This window comes from Sphingopyxis jiangsuensis (genome assembly GCF_016734905.1).
Classification (GTDB): domain Bacteria; phylum Pseudomonadota; class Alphaproteobacteria; order Sphingomonadales; family Sphingomonadaceae; genus Sphingopyxis; species Sphingopyxis jiangsuensis.
The window spans coordinates 97,990-114,937 of the sequence record NZ_JAERPO010000002.1 but is presented as its reverse complement, the minus strand read 5'-3'; the positions used below and the strand labels follow the sequence as shown (position 1 = coordinate 114,937).

The 16,948-nt window shown below is 63.8% G+C and carries 19 protein-coding genes and 1 tRNA gene; 6 read left to right on the top strand and 14 right to left on the bottom strand.

Annotation, left to right across the window (positions count from 1 at the left end; all coding sequences use genetic code 11):
* Positions 1-51: 51 nt before the first annotated feature.
* The 7 genes from JI743_RS07260 to JI743_RS07230 all read right to left on the bottom strand — a co-directional run bounded on the left by JI743_RS07260 (position 52) and on the right by JI743_RS07230 (position 5,492).
* A complete protein-coding gene (locus JI743_RS07260; protein WP_227340431.1) occupies positions 52-645 on the bottom strand; it encodes a VOC family protein in 594 nt (197 codons plus the stop codon).
* A gap of 17 nt (positions 646-662) precedes the next feature.
* Positions 663-1,280 (bottom strand): glutathione S-transferase family protein, encoded by a 618-nt coding sequence (locus JI743_RS07255; RefSeq protein WP_201927515.1) that lies wholly within the window; start codon positions 1,278-1,280, stop codon positions 663-665.
* A 127-nt stretch (positions 1,281-1,407) separates the two neighbouring features.
* Complete coding sequence (locus JI743_RS07250; RefSeq protein WP_330902218.1) at positions 1,408-2,253, bottom strand: SMP-30/gluconolactonase/LRE family protein; 846 nt, start codon at positions 2,251-2,253, stop codon at positions 1,408-1,410.
* Entirely contained in the window at positions 2,250-2,897 is a 648-nt protein-coding gene (locus tag JI743_RS07245) for a carboxymuconolactone decarboxylase family protein (protein ID WP_201927513.1), read from the bottom strand. The genes JI743_RS07250 and JI743_RS07245 overlap by 4 nt, the downstream gene beginning before the upstream one ends.
* Positions 2,898-2,907: 10 nt before the next feature.
* On the bottom strand, positions 2,908-3,303 hold the full coding sequence (locus tag JI743_RS07240) for a nuclear transport factor 2 family protein (RefSeq protein ID WP_201927507.1): 396 nt from the start codon (positions 3,301-3,303) through the stop codon (positions 2,908-2,910).
* A 9-nt stretch (positions 3,304-3,312) separates the two neighbouring features.
* Positions 3,313-4,200: an SDR family NAD(P)-dependent oxidoreductase gene (locus JI743_RS07235; RefSeq protein ID WP_201927504.1), complete on the bottom strand. Its 888-nt coding sequence runs from the start codon at positions 4,198-4,200 to the stop codon at positions 3,313-3,315.
* Positions 4,197-5,492, bottom strand: coding sequence for a spinster family MFS transporter (locus JI743_RS07230; RefSeq protein WP_201927501.1), 1,296 nt, complete (start codon positions 5,490-5,492; stop codon positions 4,197-4,199). The genes JI743_RS07235 and JI743_RS07230 overlap by 4 nt, the downstream gene beginning before the upstream one ends.
* 107 nt (positions 5,493-5,599) lie before the next feature.
* Between JI743_RS07230 and JI743_RS07225 the strand changes: the two genes are divergently transcribed.
* On the top strand, positions 5,600-6,370 hold the full coding sequence (locus tag JI743_RS07225) for an SDR family NAD(P)-dependent oxidoreductase (RefSeq protein WP_201927499.1): 771 nt from the start codon (positions 5,600-5,602) through the stop codon (positions 6,368-6,370).
* Positions 6,371-6,388: 18 nt separating this feature from the next.
* On the opposite strand, the gene JI743_RS07220 is transcribed toward JI743_RS07225, so the two are convergent.
* Genes JI743_RS07220 through JI743_RS07210 form a run of 3 tightly spaced genes read right to left on the bottom strand, consistent with a single transcriptional unit; the run spans position 6,389 to position 9,824 of the window.
* Positions 6,389-7,099: a glutathione binding-like protein gene (locus JI743_RS07220; RefSeq protein ID WP_201927496.1), complete on the bottom strand. Its 711-nt coding sequence runs from the start codon at positions 7,097-7,099 to the stop codon at positions 6,389-6,391.
* Positions 7,096-7,593 carry a nuclear transport factor 2 family protein gene (locus JI743_RS07215; RefSeq protein ID WP_236659823.1) on the bottom strand — a complete coding sequence of 166 codons (498 nt, stop codon included), beginning with the start codon at positions 7,591-7,593 and terminating at the stop codon, positions 7,096-7,098. The genes JI743_RS07220 and JI743_RS07215 overlap by 4 nt, the downstream gene beginning before the upstream one ends.
* A 2-nt stretch (positions 7,594-7,595) precedes the next feature.
* Positions 7,596-9,824 carry a TonB-dependent receptor gene (locus tag JI743_RS07210; RefSeq protein ID WP_201927493.1) on the bottom strand — a complete coding sequence of 743 codons (2,229 nt, stop codon included), beginning with the start codon at positions 9,822-9,824 and terminating at the stop codon, positions 7,596-7,598.
* A 131-nt stretch (positions 9,825-9,955) separates the two neighbouring features.
* On the opposite strand from JI743_RS07210, the gene JI743_RS07205 reads away from it, so the two are divergent.
* Positions 9,956-10,462 (top strand): DUF3237 domain-containing protein, encoded by a 507-nt coding sequence (locus JI743_RS07205; protein WP_201927492.1) that lies wholly within the window; start codon positions 9,956-9,958, stop codon positions 10,460-10,462.
* Positions 10,462-11,187: a glutathione binding-like protein gene (locus tag JI743_RS07200; protein ID WP_201927491.1), complete on the top strand. Its 726-nt coding sequence runs from the start codon at positions 10,462-10,464 to the stop codon at positions 11,185-11,187. The genes JI743_RS07205 and JI743_RS07200 overlap by 1 nt, the downstream gene beginning before the upstream one ends.
* Before the next feature lie 31 nt (positions 11,188-11,218).
* On the opposite strand, the gene JI743_RS07195 is transcribed toward JI743_RS07200, so the two are convergent.
* Together JI743_RS07195 and JI743_RS07190 are read right to left on the bottom strand one after the other, a co-directional pair.
* The gene (locus JI743_RS07195) at positions 11,219-11,923 is read right to left on the bottom strand and encodes a glutathione S-transferase family protein (protein ID WP_201927490.1); all 705 of its coding nucleotides are present in this window, start codon (positions 11,921-11,923) and stop codon (positions 11,219-11,221) included.
* Positions 11,924-11,927: 4 nt separating this feature from the next.
* A complete protein-coding gene (locus JI743_RS07190; protein ID WP_201927489.1) occupies positions 11,928-13,094 on the bottom strand; it encodes a CaiB/BaiF CoA transferase family protein in 1,167 nt (388 codons plus the stop codon).
* Positions 13,095-13,216: 122 nt separating this feature from the next.
* Between JI743_RS07190 and JI743_RS07185 the strand changes: the two genes are divergently transcribed.
* From JI743_RS07185 to JI743_RS07175, 3 genes are read left to right on the top strand one after another with little or no spacing between them, the layout of a single operon-like run.
* Positions 13,217-14,125 carry a hydroxymethylglutaryl-CoA lyase gene (locus JI743_RS07185; RefSeq protein ID WP_201927488.1) on the top strand — a complete coding sequence of 303 codons (909 nt, stop codon included), beginning with the start codon at positions 13,217-13,219 and terminating at the stop codon, positions 14,123-14,125.
* Between the two features lie 21 nt (positions 14,126-14,146).
* Positions 14,147-15,340, top strand: a complete 1,194-nt coding sequence (locus JI743_RS07180; RefSeq protein ID WP_201927486.1) for an acyl-CoA dehydrogenase family protein — start codon at positions 14,147-14,149, stop codon at positions 15,338-15,340.
* Complete coding sequence (locus JI743_RS07175; protein ID WP_201927485.1) at positions 15,340-16,101, top strand: SDR family NAD(P)-dependent oxidoreductase; 762 nt, start codon at positions 15,340-15,342, stop codon at positions 16,099-16,101. The genes JI743_RS07180 and JI743_RS07175 overlap by 1 nt, the downstream gene beginning before the upstream one ends.
* Before the next feature lie 25 nt (positions 16,102-16,126).
* On the opposite strand, the gene JI743_RS07170 is transcribed toward JI743_RS07175, so the two are convergent.
* Both JI743_RS07170 and JI743_RS07165 read right to left on the bottom strand, forming a co-directional pair.
* The gene (locus JI743_RS07170; RefSeq protein WP_201927484.1) at positions 16,127-16,441 is read right to left on the bottom strand and encodes a hypothetical protein; all 315 of its coding nucleotides are present in this window, start codon (positions 16,439-16,441) and stop codon (positions 16,127-16,129) included.
* A gap of 291 nt (positions 16,442-16,732) precedes the next feature.
* A tRNA-Thr gene (locus JI743_RS07165) sits at positions 16,733-16,808 on the bottom strand.
* Positions 16,809-16,948: the final 140 nt, after the last annotated feature.

Here is a 16,948-nt window from a genome sequence, read left to right as displayed (position 1 = left end):
GGAACCCGGCCAATGGCCGGGTCGAGGAGGAGTTCCAGTGGCTCTGGAAATTCAAGCTGCGGTCGCCGGGGTTCGGCCGGTGATCAGTCCTTCGCGCCGCGTGCCGTCGGCCTGCATCGGATCGTGCGCGACATCGCTGTCGTCGAATTCCTTCGTCCAGGCGGCAAACTCGAGGCAGATGCCGTCGGGATCGAAGAAATAAATCGAGCGGACGAACACGCCGGGGTGCAGTTCTTCTGCGAGGTTGGTGTCCGAATCGTCGTGATTGAGGACGCCCGAAACCTTCACGCCCTTTTCGGCGAGCCGCGTACAATACTCGTCGAATTTGTCGGCCGCGACATTGATCGCAATATGGTTCATCGACCCGTGCGCCGACGTGAAATCGCCTTCGCCCGGAAGTGCCTGCGGTGCCGAAACGCCTGGGACGCCGGGGCGCGCATTGTTGAACCAGAAGAAGGCGATGCTGTCGCCGTTGCCGACATCGAAAAAGAAATGCTGGCCGCGCCCGCCCGGCAACTCGAGCGTCTTGATGAGCGGCATACCGAGTATGTCGCGATAAAATTCGACCGTTTTCGCCATGTCTTTGCACACCAGCGCAAGGTGGTTGATGCCGCGAAAATCGAACTCCGGATTTGTTTCCGCCATTATCCGTCTCCTTTGGTTCAGTTATTGTTCGTGCTGGGGCGGCTCGTCATCCGCTCGTACCAGCGCAGGACATGCGTTGCAGCGGGGTCGATCGGCTGACCGACCGACGCGCCGAAATGGAGAAAGGCGAACAGCATGACGTCGGCGAGCGTCAGCCGGTCGCCCGCGATGAAGTCGCGACCCGCGATCAGCGGATCGAGCCACCGGATGCCATCTTGCGTCGTCGCCTTCAGCCCGTCCGCTGCCTCGGGCAGGCAGCGCACCCGCGTTTCGAACAACGGCAGCCCTTCGGCGAAGCGGAAGCCGTTGGTCAGCGGCTCGCAGATTTTCAGGTCGACACGGCGGGCCCACATTCGCGTCTGCGCCCGCTCTTCCGGCGTCGTGCCGATCAGCGACGGATCGGGGTAAAGCTCTTCCAGATATTCGCAGATTGCGGTGATTTCGGTGAGGATTGACCCGTCGTCGAGTTCCAGCGCCGGGGTCTGGCCGGCGGGGTTGACCTCTACATTATAGGGTGCGCGGCGGTTTTCACCCCCGCGCAGGTCGATGACGGCCTCGGGGATCTCGATTCCCTTTTCGGTCATGAACAGCTTCACGACACGCGGGTTGGGACCGACGCTGTTATAGAATTTCATGCTGTCCTCTCTCTTGGCTCTTTACCATTACAGCGGCAAATCGTCAATTAAATTGACAGATATGAAGCGCGAGCCCCGGTCGTGGCCAGCGGACGCGATAAAGCGTTCCGGTTGTCGATGCGGTGATTTAGGCGTCGCGGCCGTCAGGGCCGCCAAAGGCGATGTTGGTGATGCCGATATCGGGGAGCGGCACGAACTCTGGCGCGCCGCCCGCGGGATCCAAAATGCTGATGCCGCCCTCGACCATCGTCGCGACGCAGACGCGCCCGCTCGCCTCGACTGCGAGACTGTCGAACAGACGAAAGGCGGGCGGCGTCCCGACAAAACGACCGGGCGCCCAGGGCGGGGGCGGCGTGAGTACACCGGGCATCACAATATCAATCGCCCACAGCCGGGCTGTCATCGTTTCGCTGACATAAAGTATGTCGCCACCGGGCGAGAGGCCGATGCCGTTGGGGCCGATCATCGCGGCACGCTGGAGGCTGAGCCGCTGACCGTCCGTGGTCGCATAATAAACCGCGCCATGATCGCGCCCGCTCGCGCGGACATGGCCATGGTCGGTGAACCAGAAACCGCCGCTTGCGTCGAAGACGATATCGTTGGGCCCACTGAGCGGCGCGCCTTTGAAGCTGTCGTACAGCGTCGTCACCGCGCCGGTCCCGAGGTCGACGCGCTGGATCGACCCGCAAGCCGCCTCGTGCGCCGCATGGCCGGGGAACAACAAGCCCTGGGCCTCGGTCCAGATGAACCCGCCATTGTTGCAGACATAGGCTGCGCCGTCGGGTCCGACGGCGAGCCCGTTCGGCCCGCCGCCGAGTTCGGCAACGACGGACAGTGCGCCGTTCGCGCCCACGCGCGTCAGCGTGCCGCGCGCGATTTCGACGAGCAGCACCGACCCGTCGGGCATCGGAACCGGTCCTTCGGGAAAGCGCAGGCCCGTGGCGACGACCTCGGGCGCGCCGAAGTCGTTCATTCGCCCGTGGGGCGCGGGGCGCTCAGGAAGTCGGCGGCGTCGAAGCCTTCGGGCGCCGCTACCTCGACGATCGGGTCCTCGCGGGCATCAAACTCCATGCGCAGTGCGCGGGTGATGACCGCGTGCATGTCATACAGGCAGGTGATGTATGTGAATTCGAAAATCTGCTCGTCGGTCCAGAAGCTTTTGAGCTTGTCGAAAACCTCCAGCGGGACGCGGCCGTCCGCCTGGCTAAGGCAATCGGCATAGGCAAGCACGGCGCGTTCCTGATCGTCATAGCAATCGGCGACCTGCCAATGCGCGATGCTCGCAATCTTGTCCTCGCTGACACCAAGCCCCCGCAGCGACTTGCAATGCTGTGAAAAGACGAACTGGCTTCCCTTGACCCAGCCGGCGCGCGTCTGGCCGAGTTCGCGCAAGACCGGGTCGATCGAGCGCGCGGGGTTGCGATAGACGGCAAAGCCGTCGACCGCATGTTTGAAGATGTCGGGCGACAGTGCATAGACGGTCCACCAATCGCCGGGCGTGCCCGTCGCCGTGCCCGGTTCGGCCACCGGGTCGCGATCGCCGAACAGGCGGTTGTAATAGGCGATGACCGTCTCGTCGGTGATTTCGGAACGGGGAACCTGGCGCAATACGGGCATGATTTTGTCCTCAGGCGTTTGCAAATTTGCGGAATTCGGCGACGTGCGCCGAATCGAAATATTCGTCGAGGCGCGTGATCTTGCCCGCTTCGACGCGGCAGATGATTGCGCAGGGCAGCCGCACGGGCACATCGTCGTGTACGCGGACGCCCTTCAGCTCATGCTGTTGTACGAACCCGCCGGGATAGACCGTCAGCCGCCGCTCGGCATATTTTCGGTCCTTGATCCGCGCGACCATCCCGGTCAGCGTCGTCGCAGTCTGGTCGCGGGTGACGATAGCCTCGTCGGTGTTGTGCCAGATTTCGGCGTCGGGCGTGAAGCAGCTTCGCATCGCATCGATGTCGCCCGCCTCGATCGCGTCGAAAAAGCGGGTCGCCATCGCCCGGATCTGTTCCTCTTCGGCCATGTCGCTCTCCTAAGCCTTGGCGCCGAACATGCGGCCGCCGTTCGCGGCGATCAGCCCGTCGATATCGTCGCCGCAATAGTCGGGATCGGCGGACGCGCCGAACGCCGACAGCATGTCGGCGGTCACCAGTTCGGCCATCGCCTTCCATTCGGGGTGGGTGAAGATCCAGAAGTCGCCAGCCTCTACGGCCGCCACGACGCGCGCGCCGATCCGGTCGGGCGACATGCCGCCCGCGAGTACGCCCTGCATCGCCTGGCTCGTCACCGCAGCTTGACCGACCTCAACCTCGACCGGGCGGAGGTCGCGCGTCGTTTCGACAATGCGTGTTGCCGACATGCCGGGCATCAGCACCGATACCCCAACCCCGCTGTCGGCCAACTCGTTGCGCAATGCCATTGCGATGCCCAGCGTCGCGAATTTCGAGCTGATGTAGGCGACCGAGATCGGCGGCGGCACAATGGCGACCATCGACGATGTGATGACAATGTGGGCGGGCTCGCCGGCAGCCTTCATGTCGCCCAGAAATGTGCGGCACGCATAAAGATGGGCATGCGCGTTGACAGCATAGTTCCAGCGCCAGACGTCGGTGTCATATTGCTCGAACGGACCCGATCCGCCGCCGACCCCCGCGTTGCTGAACAAGATGCGTACCGGGCCGAAGGCGCGTGCGGCTTCTCTCGCCGCCGCCCAGTCTTCCTCGCTGGTGACGTCGAGCCTGATGCCGAGCGCCTCGGCGCCGGCGCGGCGCAGCGTCTCGGCCGCGTCCTCGACGCGCGCACCGTCGATGTCGGCGACGATGACTACTGCGCCCTTGTCTGCCAACGCCCTGGCGGTTGCGAAGCCGATCCCGCTTGCGCCGCCTGTGATGAAGGCCGTTTTTCCGGCAACAGGGGTCATTCGGCAAAATCCTTGTCGAGGTGGCGCGTCATCGCGAACTGGGCGAAGCCCGCCGCGACCGCGAAAGGCATCAGCGCCATCAGCGCCCAGCGCAGGCTCGCATCGCCATGCTCCGGCTTCAGCGCGTCGCTGACCATGCCGGCAAAGAGCGGCCCGAGGCCGAGGCCGACGATGTTGAACATCAGCATCAGCACCGCAGCCGCAGTGGCGCGCGAGCGCGGCGGGGTGAGGTTCTGCACGAGCGCAAGCGCGGGCGCGACATAGGCGGTGCAGGCCGCCATCGGAACGAGCATCAGCGCCAGCGACAGCTGCCAGCTGTCGACGAGCAGCGCCGCGATGAAGGTCGGGACGAGCACCGCGGTCGCGAGCGCCGGGATCGTCCCATAGGCGCGCGGCGAGCGTTCTGCGGCGCGGCTGACAAGCCAGCCGCCGCCGAGAATGCCGACGCCGAAGGTGATCCCGGCTGCGGGCGCGAACCAGCTCGCCATCGCTTCGAGCGGCATCTTTTGTGTGCGCATCAGAAAAGCGGGGATCCAGTTGAGCATGCCATAGCTCACAAAGGCGGCGAGGCCGCTTCCCACCATCACCATGCGGAGCGAGCGGCGGCGCACGAACATCGCAAGGCTCTGGCCGAAGGGGAGGGCGGCGTCGGCCTGTTTCTGCGCATCCATCGCCCCGCGCATCGGCTCGCGTACCAGCCAGATCAAAAGCGGCGCGACGAGGATACCGACGATACCGATTGCGACAAAGGCGTTGCGCCAACCGATATTGGCCGCCGCCCACGCGCCGAACGCCGCGCCGACGAATACGCCGAACGGGCCGTTGCAGGTGAACAGGCCAATGGCGAAGGGGCGCTTGGCCGGGGGATAAAGGTCGGCAATCACCGACAGCGACGGTGCGGTTCCGCCCGCCTCGCCCGCGCCGACGCCAAAGCGCATCAGGGCGAGCTGCCAGAAGTTGGAGGCCAGTCCGCACGCCGCTGTGAAGGCGCTCCACACGATGCACGACAGACCGATCAGCTTCACCCGGTTCCAGCGGTCGGCGATCATCGCGACCGGCACCCCCATCGCCGCATAGAAAAGCGCAAAGGCAAGGCCCGTCAGCAACCCGAACTGTGTGTCGCTGAATTGCATGTCGGCGCGGATCGGTTCGACGAGCACCGACAGGAGCTGGCGATCGACGAAATTGATCGTGCCGACGACGAAGAGCATCCCCAGCGCAAAATTTCGCCGCGCGGTTCCCCCATAGATCTGCGCCCCTTTCGTGGCCGCGAAGGCGGTTGCCTCGGTCATGGCTCTCCCCATTGGTCGGCGAGTCCTCTCGCTTCAAAAATACTTAGATATTTAAGGTTATCTGTCAATGTGCTTTACAGTGTGCCGGCCAATGCAGGGAGGATGGCATGGAGATTCGCGGAAAAACAGCGATTGTGACGGGCGCGGCGAGCGGTATTGGTCGCGCGACCGCCGAAATTCTGGCGCGGCGGGGCGCTGCGGAAATTGCGCTCGTCGATGTGAATGATGCCGGGCTGGCAGAGACGGCGGCGCTGGTCGAAGCGCAGGGCACGCGTGCAAGCGTCCACCGGCTCGACCTGTCGGACATCGCTGCGGTCGAAGCCTGGTTCCGCGACCATGGCGACGTCGACATCCTGCACAATAATGCCGGGGTCGTGTCGGGCCTTCCGCAATTTCCAGACGTCGACGCCGCGCGCTTGCGATGGATCATCGACGTCAACGTCACCGCGCTTGTCGTCGCGACGCAGCTCGCGGTGCAGGCGATGCGCCAGCGCGGCGGCGGCGTTATCGTCAATACAGTGTCGACGGTCGCTCTCGGGACGGGCTTTTACGACGCCATGTATGCGACGACGAAGGCGGCGGCGATGATGTTCACGCGCTGCTGCGCCTCGCTGAAAGAAGAACATGGCGTCCGCGTCATGGGCATCCTGCCGGGGCTTGTCGACACGCCCATCCTCGACACCACCGGCGCAGGAGGAAAATCGGAATGGATGGAAACCGTGCTCGCCAACAATGAGGCATGCCTGCCCGAAGATATAGCCGAGGGCGTCGCGATGCTCATCGCCGACGACAGGCTGGCCGGGGGCGACTGGCTGGCCGTGCGCAGGCTCGAGGGCGCGATCGATTATGAGTGGGGGCACGCCGACACGGTCGTCTGACCGTGCGGCCACTCGGCGTTACCGCGTTGGGGCTTCGAGCATATTCTTGCCGAACAGGTTTGACCATTGCTCCTCGCTCAGCACGGGGCGAGCGCTCGACAGGTTGGCGGCGTTCTTGACGTCGGTCCCTGCGATGACGGCCGGGCGCTCGCCGACGCGAACAAACCAGTCGGCGATTGCGGGATAATCGTCGAGCGTCAGGCCGATGGCGCGTATCGCGCGCGTCCACGGCCAGGTCGCGATGTCGGCGATGCTATATTCCTCGGCCAGATAGTCCGCTTCCGACAGGCGCCCGTTAAGAACGTGGAGCAGCCGGAGCGTTTCGTTGCGATAGCGTTCGACGGGATAGGTCTGGCCTTCGGGTGCATAGCGAATGAAATGATGCGCCTGTCCCTGCATCGGACCAAAGCTTGCCATCTGCCACATCAGCCATTGCTGCGCCTGGCTTCGGCGGCGTGGATCGGCGGGGAGGAGCATGCCCGACTTTTCCGCAAGATAGAGAAGGATGGCACCGCTTTCGAATATTGGGAGCGGCGCGCCGCCGCCGACGGGATCATGGTCGACGATGGCGGGAAGTCGGCCGTTGGGATTGATCCGGCGATAGGCGGCAGTCAGGTGATCGCCCGCGAGCATGTCCATCTTGATCAGCCGGTGGTCGAGCCCGGTTTCCTCGAGCATGATCGATATTTTGTGCCCGTTCGGTGTGGGGGTGAAATAGACGTCGATCATGCTGAAGCCCCTTGTGCGAAACGGGTGCGAGCGAGGGCGAACACGCGGTCAAATGCCGCCCGGCCTGCCGGATAGCCCGCGACCGAAAGCGTCACGCCGACGATGGACCAGCGCTCGCCGCGCTGCAGCCTGAACCGGTAGCGTCCGATGAGGTTGCCCATAAGCTCGTCCTCTCCGTCGCGAATGAAATGGGCGGCGTCGACGATTGCGGCTACCTCGGCCTGTTTGCCCTCGACCGATGCCTGGAGGTTCGAAAGGCGGTGCGCGGTCGCGCCGAACGCTTCGAGCAGACGGCATCGCGCAGTCCACTCGTCGGATGATACGTCGGCCTTGAATGAGCCGATTGCGCTATAATCGATCGTTACGTTTGCACCGAACAGTGCGCGAAACGCTGTCCATTCGCGCGCGTCGAGCGCCGAGGCATAAGCGATTGCGACGGCCACCGCGGACTGCCGATCAAGCAGGTCTGCGATGGCCGCCGCTCCCCCCGGCATTGTCAGAATTTGACGCCCGCCTCGACCGAAATGCTGCGCGCCGGCTCGAGATAATGGATCGAGCGCGTCACGTCGGTGATGGGGAAGGGCAGGCGGAAGGCGCTGCCTGCGGTTAGCTTGTTTGTCAGGTTGCGCCCGACGAACGCGACGTGCCAGCGGTCCTCGGGCCCGCTCAATTGGACGCGCAGATCGACCTTGGCGTAGCCGCGCTGGAAACCGAAATTCGGGTCCTGATTGTCTGAATTAAAATATCCCGAACGCGCCGACACCACCCCGGTGACGTCGAGATCGAGCGAGGGCGACAGCGGCACCCATGCGTGGGCCGTCAAGCTTCCCGACCAGTCGGACACATAGGGCAGCGGCGCCCCGGCAATATTGTTCGCCGCGATGCTCGCCGGATTGGCCGGATCGCACGCGGAGATCGGCTGCGTCGCAAGGCAGGCCGCGCCCGGATAATCGATGTAACGGATATCCTGGTAAGCAGCCGATGCCTGCACGTCGAAATGGCGCGACGGTCGCAGAATGAAGGTGCTCTCGATCCCCGTCGATGCCGCGCTCGCCGCATTGCCTGTCTGATAGGTCGAGATCGTCGGGTTATAGACCGACACCTGCAGATTCTTGAACCGCGTATCGTAAACCGAGACGTTGGCCGTCAGCACGCCGAGCGTCGCACGAATGCCGCCCTCGATATTGCGCGATCGTTCGGGCTCGTACTGGAAGGTCGCATCGGTCGTGCCATAGGTGTTCGACACGAAGCCACCCGACTTCGACCCGCGGCCATAGGTGGCGTAAACCATGACGTCGGGGTTGATGTCATATTGGAGCGTGATCGACGGATCGACGTTGTTTTCCTTGCGCTTGCCCTGCGCCTGCGTGATCGGACGCAGGTTGAACGGGCCATAGATGCGCTCGCCGTCGAACGTCGCTTCCTTCTTCGTGTGCGTATAACGCAGGCTGCCGATGAAACGCAGCGCGTCGGTCGCATTCCACGTCGCCTGACCAAAGACCGAGTAGGATTCGGTCTTCTGGTCGAAGAAGGTGTGGAGCAGCCCGAAATAGGTCAGCGCGCTATTGTCGATATTGAAGCCGCCGAACTGGTCGAGATGATAGTCCGACTTATCGAAATAGGCGCCGACGATGAATTCAAGCGGGCGACCGGTCGGCGAAAGCAGCCGGATCTCCTGCGAGAATTGGTCGAACTTTTCAGGATAGCTGTTGTACACCGAATTGGTCGTCACCCCGCCGCCTGGCAGCGTCTGGTCGAACCCGTTGATCATCGCCGAATCGAACCAGCTGTATCCGGTGATCGAGGTTAGCGTATAGTCGCCGAGCTGGACGTTGGCGGTGCCCGAAATGTTGAGAGTCTCGCCGCGGATGCCTTCTTCGCCAAGCGCCGAATCTTCGAGGAAGCGCGTCTGGCGCAGATTGGGGACGGCTGTCGCCGAATCGGACACGGTGATCCCGCCCTCGATGTCCTGGTTTCCATATTCGACGCGCGCGGTGAAATCGAAGTCGGGGCTGGGTTCCCACAGCGCGGTGAAGCGAACGAGTTGCTGCTTCGTCTGCGGGTTCTTTTTGTCCGTCGCAAGGTTGCGGATATAGCCGTTGTTGTCGACGACGCGGCCGGCGAGGCGGACGCTCAGCGTCTCTGAAATCGGCCCCGACACATGGCCCGACAGTTCGAAGCCGTCATATTCGAAATCATAGCTTCCGGTGAGCGAACCTTCGAAATCGCGCGTCGGCGTCGCCGAAACGACGCTGATCGCGCCCGCCGCCGTGTTCTTTCCGAACAGCGCACCCTGCGGGCCGCGCAGCACCTCGACGCGCGCAATGTCAAAGAAGGGCGCCTGCGTCTGGCGACTGCGCCCGGCGTAGATACCGTCGACGTACAGGCTGACCGCTTGGTCGAACGAGAAATTCGACGGCGGCGAGCCGAAGCCGCGGATATAGATGACGTCGTTGCCTGCGGTCGTTTGGACGGCGACGTTGGGAACATAGGACGACATCGCCTGGAAATCGTTGACGCCGAGGTCCTGTAGCCTCTGGCCGCTCACAACCTCCATCGAAATCGGGACGTCCTGAATGCCCTGTTCGCGCTTTTGCGCAGTAACAATGATCTCATTGTCCAAACGGGCCTCGGCGGGCGCGGTTTGCGCCATCGCCGGTACTGCCCCGAAAATAATTGCTGCCCCGGCAACGCCCGAAAGCAGGACCTGATCCAATGCGCGCATCGACACCCTCCCTTGTGTAAATTTGCTGACGGTATGGGTGCGGCACGCCGCCTCCCATCCGTCAATTTGATTGACCCTTAGTATACTAATTGTTTTATACTTGTCCATAGCTGGACAGGAGGATTTGCAAGATGGACACTCTCGACGACGCCAACGCGCTCGCGCCGCTTCGCACGCGCCATTTGTGTACCGTGGAGTTCGAGGTCGAAGGCGGCATCATTGACATCGGGGCATCGCCATTCGGTGTGCAGCGGATGGGCTATGTCACGGGCGGCCGCTTTTTCGGACTGCGTATCAACGGCTTGGTGTTACCTGGTGGCGGTAACTGGTCGCGCAGCGGACAGCTAGCCGGGGACGAGGCGGTCGGGACTTTCGACGCGCGATCCGTGTGGCAGGCCGACAATGGCGACCGCATCTTCGTGAGCTATTCGGGACGCAGCGTCGTTCCTCCCGATGTGCGCGCGGCCTTCGCAGACCCCGACGCAGCGCCGGTCGAATCGTCGCGATATTATCTGCGAATCGCGCCCGTGTTCGAAACGGCGAGCACAGAGCTCGGTTGGCTCAACGCGATTCTCGCCGTCGGCGTCGGCGAGAGAACCGATTTTGGCGCCCGCCATGTGATCCACGAGGTGCTGTGATGATCGACCTTCATTATTCGGCGACCCCCAACGGGCAAAAGATTGCCATCATGCTCGAAGAGATAGGCGCGCCATATCGCGTTATCGCCTATGATATTTTCCGGGGCGACCAGCTGACGAGCGTGTTCGGGCGTATCAACCCCAATCACAAGCTTCCCGCGATCGTCGATCGGGCGCCTGCCGAAGGTGGCGAGCCCGTGACCGTCTTTGAATCGGGCGCGATCCTGCAATATCTGGCCGAGAAGAATGGCCGTTTCCTGCCGCCGAGCGGCGCGGCGCGTGCTGCGACATTGTCGTGGCTGACCTGGCAGGTCGCGGGGCTCGGTCCGATGGGCGGGCAGGCGAGCCATTTCCTCCGCTACGCTCCGCCGGGGCAGGACTATGCGGTCGAACGATACACGCGCGAACTCGACCGGCTTCTAACGGTGCTCGAACGCCGCCTCGAAAAATCGACCTATGTCGCGGGCGAGGACTATACGATCGCCGACATGGCGATCTGGCCCGGCCGGGCGTCGGCGTTCGTCATGGGCATAGAGCTCGACAAATGGCCGGCAATGAAGGCGTGGTTCGACCGGATCGCCGAGCGCCCCGCTGTGAAGCGTGCAATGGAACGTGCCGATCTGGCCGCGCCCGCGAAATATGTCGGGCGCCACCAGAAACTCGATGACGAGGAATGGTCGAACATGTTCGGCCCGGCCAATCACGCCGCTGTTACGCGCGACTAGGGCATAGTCCTGGGGGGTAGCGCGAGCAGCCTCAGCGCGGGGCGTGTTGGCGGTCGCCCCACAGGATCGCGCGATGCTCGTCGGTGAAGCCTGTCAGTCCGCCTTCGATCGTTTCGGCGCGCGCGACGCCGACCGTCATGCCTTCGGCGACCGCGGGGCGCTCGAACATCGCGGCGCCCCAGCGCGCAACATTGGGAAATCGCGCGCCATTATCAATCAACTGGCGGCGCAGATAGGGCAGGGTCGCCATATCGGCGATGCTATATTCGTCGCCGGCAAGCCACTCGGTCTCACCGAGCCTTTTGTCGAGAACCATCATCAGCCGGTCGACCTCGCGTGTATAGCGATCGATCGCATAATCGTGGCGGTCCTTTGCATAATGGGTGAAATGTGCAGCCTGTCCGAACATCGGGCCGATACCCGACAGCTGGAACATCAGCCATTGCCAGCATAGCGCGCGCTTCACCGGATCGGCGGGGAGGAAGCGCCCCGTCTTTTCGGCGAGGTAAAGCAGGATTGCGCCGGTTTCCCACAAGACGAAACCCGGACCTGCCGGACCGTCGTCGTCGACAATGACCGGGGTCTTGTTGTTCGGATTGAGCGCGAGGAACGCGGGGGTCAGTTGATCGCCCGCGAGGATGTCGACCGGTTCAAGCTGCCATTCGAGATCCATTTCGAGCAGGGCAATCGCGATTTTGCGCGCATTGGGCGTCGGCCCGCCATAAAGGGTGATCATTGCGCTATTCCTCCCGGCCCAGCCATCGCCTCAGAATCTCGCCCGTATCCTGCCCGACCGCGAGCGGCGCGGGGCGGCGTACACTACCGGGTGTAGCCGACAGCTTCGGGAACACGCCTTGCATCGTCACCGCTCCCAGTTCGGGGTCGTCGACCGTGACAAGCGCTCCGCGCGCCGCGAAATGCGGATCGTTCAGCATATCTTCCGCGTCATAGACCCGCCCCGCCGGGACACTTGCGTCAAGCAGGCGTGCCTCGAGTTCGGCGATGGTCAGCGTGCGGGTCCAGTCGGCGATGAGCGCGTCGAGTTCCTCCTGATGCGCGCCGCGCGCGCGGTGCGTCGCATAACGGGGGTCGTGCGCCAGTCCGGGCCGCCCCATCGCTTCGGCGAGCCGCGCGAACACGCCGTCCTGGTTCGCGCCGATCAGATAGTCGCCGTCGCGGCAGGGATAGACGTTCGAAGGCGCAATGCCCGGCAGCGTCGAACCGGTCCGCTTGCGCTTGGCGCCGCTGACTGAATAGTCGGAGACTGTCGATTCCATCACTTGCAACACGGCCTCGTAAAGCGCCGAATCGATAATCTGGCCTTCGCCTGTCTGGGTACGGTGGTGGAGTGCGGCAAGCGCGCCGAGGCATCCATAGGTCGCTGCAAGCGTATCGCCAATCGACACCCCCATCCGTGCGGGGGGCAGGTCGGGATAGCCGACTATCCCGCGCCAGCCGCCCATCGCTTCGCCGATGCCGCCGAAGCCCGCGCGCGCCGAATAAGGGCCGGTCTGGCCATAGCCCGAAACGCGCACGACGATCAGGCCAGAGTTCGCCCGGCGGAGTTCGGCCGGGTCGAGATTCCATTTTTCGAGCGTCCCCGGCCGGAAATTTTCGATCAATATGTCGGCTTCGGCAATCAGGTCGCGGGCGAGCGCCTGACCCTCTGGCGAACGCAGGTCGACCGCCACCGAATATTTGTTCCGGGCAATGACGCGCCACCAGCTCGGCTTCTCGCCTTGGCCCCAGTGGCGCATCTGGTCGCCCGTTTCGGGAGGTTCGATCTTGACGACTTCGGCGCCCATGTCGCCAAGGAGCTGGCCGCAAAAGGGTCCTGCGATAAGCTGGCCCATTTCGACGACCTTGATTCCTTCCAGCGCTCCCCCGCCGCTGTTCGCGTCTGTCATTTCATTCCTTTCGGGACCGGACTGGCCAGAGGCGGTCGCCTCGCACCCCATTGGCTCTTTATACTTAGAATGCTATGTAATTTTCAACCTGCTAATTGGTCGGACCCGCCAGGAAGGAAAAAATGTCGATAAATCAGAGTGTGGAGATGGTCGAGGTCGGACCGCGCGACGGCCTGCAGAACGAATCGCGGGTGATCTCGACGGCCGACAAGGCCGAACTGGTCCGCCGCGCAATCGACTATGGCACACGCCGCATCGAGGTGACGAGCTTCGTCAATCCGAAGAGGGTGCCGCAACTTTCCGACGCCGAGCAGCTGGTGACGCTGCTGCCCGATCGCGCCGACGTGACCTATATCGGCCTCGTTCTCAATCGCCGCGGGGCCGAAAGGGCGCTTGCCACGGGGCGCATCGACGAGCTGGGGGCCGTGTGCGTGACGACCGACAGCTTCGGTATCCGCAATCAGGGACAGAACGCCGCCGAATCGCTCGCCGCCGCCATCGAAATCGTCGCGCTGGCAAAGGCGTATGGCCGCAGCGCGCAAATTACCATTGCGACCGCCTTCGGCTGTCCGTTCGAGGGCCGCGTGGCGTTGCAGCAGGTTGTCGAGATGGCGAAACGCGCCGCCGACGCGGCGCCGCGCGAGGTCGCGCTTGCCGACACGATCGGCGTCGGAGCGCCGGGGCAGGTGGCCGAGACGGTCGGGCGCGTGCGCGAGGCGATCGCTGGATTGCCGCTCCGCGCCCATTTCCACAATACGCGCAACACCGGACTCGCCAATGTCTGGGCGGCGGTTTGCGAGGGCGTGGCGACGGTCGACGCATCGCTCGGTGGGCTTGGCGGCTGTCCCTTCGCTCCCGGCGCTGCGGGCAATGTTCCGACCGAGGATGTCGCTTATCTTTTGGAGCAAAGCGGCGTTGTCACGGGCCTTGACCTGGCCAAGGCGGTCGATGCGGCCCGATGGCTGACCGGCGTAATGGAGCGATCGCTCCCTGCGCTCGTCAGCAAGGCTCCGGCCTTTCCCAATGTTTGAACTGTACCGGGAGACGCTGCAATGAACTGGTCCGAAGACCTGAGCGCGGCGAAGATTGCGGCGCGCGTCGAACGTTTCGTGCGTGAAGAGGTTGTGCCCTATGAGCGCGACGATCGCTGCGGCCCGCACGGCCCGTCGGACGATCTCGTCCGCGAGCTGCGCGCCAAGGCACGCGATGCGGGTGTCCTGACGCCGCACATCCTCGACGATGGCGCGCACCTCAGCCAGCGCGCGACGGCGATGGTGCTGAAGCCGTCGGGCCTCTCGCCGCTCGGGCCGGTCGCGGTCAACGTCATGGCCCCCGACGAGGGCAATATGTACCTGATCGGCAAGGTCGGGACGGACGAACAGAAGGAGCGTTTCCTGCGGCCGCTCGTGCGCGGTGAGGTGCGTTCGGCCTTTTTCATGACCGAACCCGCGGCCGAGGGCGGTGCGGGTTCCGACCCGTCGATGATGCAGACGCGCTGCTACCGCGACGGCGACGACTGGATCGTCGACGGCCGCAAGGCGTTCATCACGGGCGCGCAGGGCGCCAGCGTCGGCATCGTGATGGCCAAGGCCGAGGAGGGGGCGTGCATGTTCCTCGTCGATTTGCCCGACCCTGCGGTGCGGATGGAGCGGCTGCTCGACACCATCGACAGCTCGATGCCCGGCGGCCACAGCATCGTGCGGATCGACAATCTGCGCGTCCCCGGCGCGCAGATGCTCGGCGCGCCGGGCGAGGGGTTCAAATATGCGCAGATCCGCCTGGCGCCCGCGCGCCTGTCGCACTGCATGCGCTGGTGGGGCGCGTGCCAGCGCGCGCACGAGATTGCGACCGCCTATGCCTGCACGCGCATGGCGTTCGGCAAGCCGCTCGTCGACCATGAAGGGGTCGGCTTCATGCTCGCCGAAAATCGCATCGACCTGAAGCAGGCCGAGCTGATGATCGACTGGTGCGCCGACATACTCGACAGCGGTTCGCTCGGTACTGCCGAAAGTTCGATGGCGAAGGTCGCGGTGTCGGAAGCGCTGATGCGGATCGCCGACCGCTGCGTGCAGGTGATGGGCGGAACGGGCGTCAGCGGCGACACGATCGTCGAACAGGTTTTCCGCGAGGTGCGGGCCTTCCGGATTTACGACGGCCCGACCGAGGTCCACAAATGGTCGCTCGCCAAGGCGGTGAAGCGCGAATGGATGCAGGGCAACGCAAGGAACAGCGAAGGGACAGCATAATGACAACGGTCGCGGGACGGACAATCATCGTGACCGGCGCATCGGCGGGGCTCGGTGCGCATTTTGCGCGCCTTTATGCTGCGGCGGGCGCGCGCGTCGTCCTTGCCGCGCGCCGCGTCGACCGCGTCGAGGCGCTGGCGGCATCGATCGAGGGTGAGGGCGGCGAAGCGCTGCCCGTCGCGATGGACGTCGGCGATGCGGACTCGGTCGCTGCCGCCTTCGACGCCGCAGAGGCGCGCTTCGGTCTTGTCGATACCATCGTTGCCAACGCTGGCGTTTCGATGGTGGGGCGGTCGACCGACCTGTCGGCGGACGCGATCCGCCAGGTGCTCGACACCAATATCGCCGGCGTATACCTGACCGTGCGCGAGGGCGCGCGGCGCCTGATCGCATCGGGAAGCCGCGAAAGCGGCGCGGGACGCGTCATCATCATCGGATCGATCACTTCGCACATGACCGCCGTTGGCGACGCGGCCTATGCCGCGTCAAAGGCCGCGGTGGCGCACCTCGGCCGCAATTTTGCGCGCGAATGGGTGCGCCAGGGCATCAACGTCAATGTCATCCAGCCGGGCTATATCCAAAGCGAGCTGGCGGGCGACCTCTATCAGACCGAAGCGGGCGCACAGAAAATTGCCGCATTCCACCGGCGCCGCCTGCAGCCAGTCACCTCGCTCGACCCGTTCATGCTGCTGTTCGCGTCGGACGCGTCGGCCTGCGTGACGGGCGCCGTCATCGACGTCGACGACGGACAGTCGCTGTAACGGCGGCGGTCTTTGCTGAAGCCGATTATCCAAATTTGTTGCGATGTCCGCACCGGATCAACGCGACCATTTCCGGCGTCAGCTTTCGCATCGCCTCGACTTTCTTTTCATAACCATAGGCGTTGGGGACCTCGGCCAGCCCACTCGTTGTTCCGCGGCCGGCGCGATACATTGAGGCAGCCTGCACGGCACCGTCGAGCTCGCCGCGCATCGACAGCTCGGTCAGGATCTCGATGGCCTTTGCCGTGTTGCGCGGAAGCAGATAGTCGCCGGACAGCGCTTGCCAGCGGGACGATTGCGATTGGCTGATCCCGACTCCCGCCCTCCAGGGATATTGCACGCCGGTCAGATATTTTGCCGCCAGCAGGTGCGCGGCCGCGTCCCTCGGGCGCAGTCGGGCGGGCGTGGCATATCTGATGGCCTTGGTCAGCGCTTCGGTCTTTTCGGTGCGATAATTACAGGTGGAGAAAAATCAGGGGGCATGTCACTTTCTTCAATTCTCTCGCAATAATGGGCTCTCTCGAGAATTGGACCGGTTTTTCCAAGGCAGACCATGAAACGACCGATAACCACGGTAATACCAGAAAATCTGCCAAAATCGAGAAAAACCCGCAGTTTTCTGCGGGTTATGTGGTGCCGGCTGTCAGACTCGAACTGACGACCTACCGCTTACAAGGCGGTTGCTCTACCAACTGAGCTAAGCCGGCGCACCTTGAGCGCCCCCTAGAACATTTTTTGTCGCGAAGGAAACTCTGTTGTTGGAGTGAATGGTGGCGGCGGTGTGCTCCCGATTGTGTTGGCGGGGCCGCTTGTGACGAGCTGACGCCAGAGCTTGGGTCAAACGGCT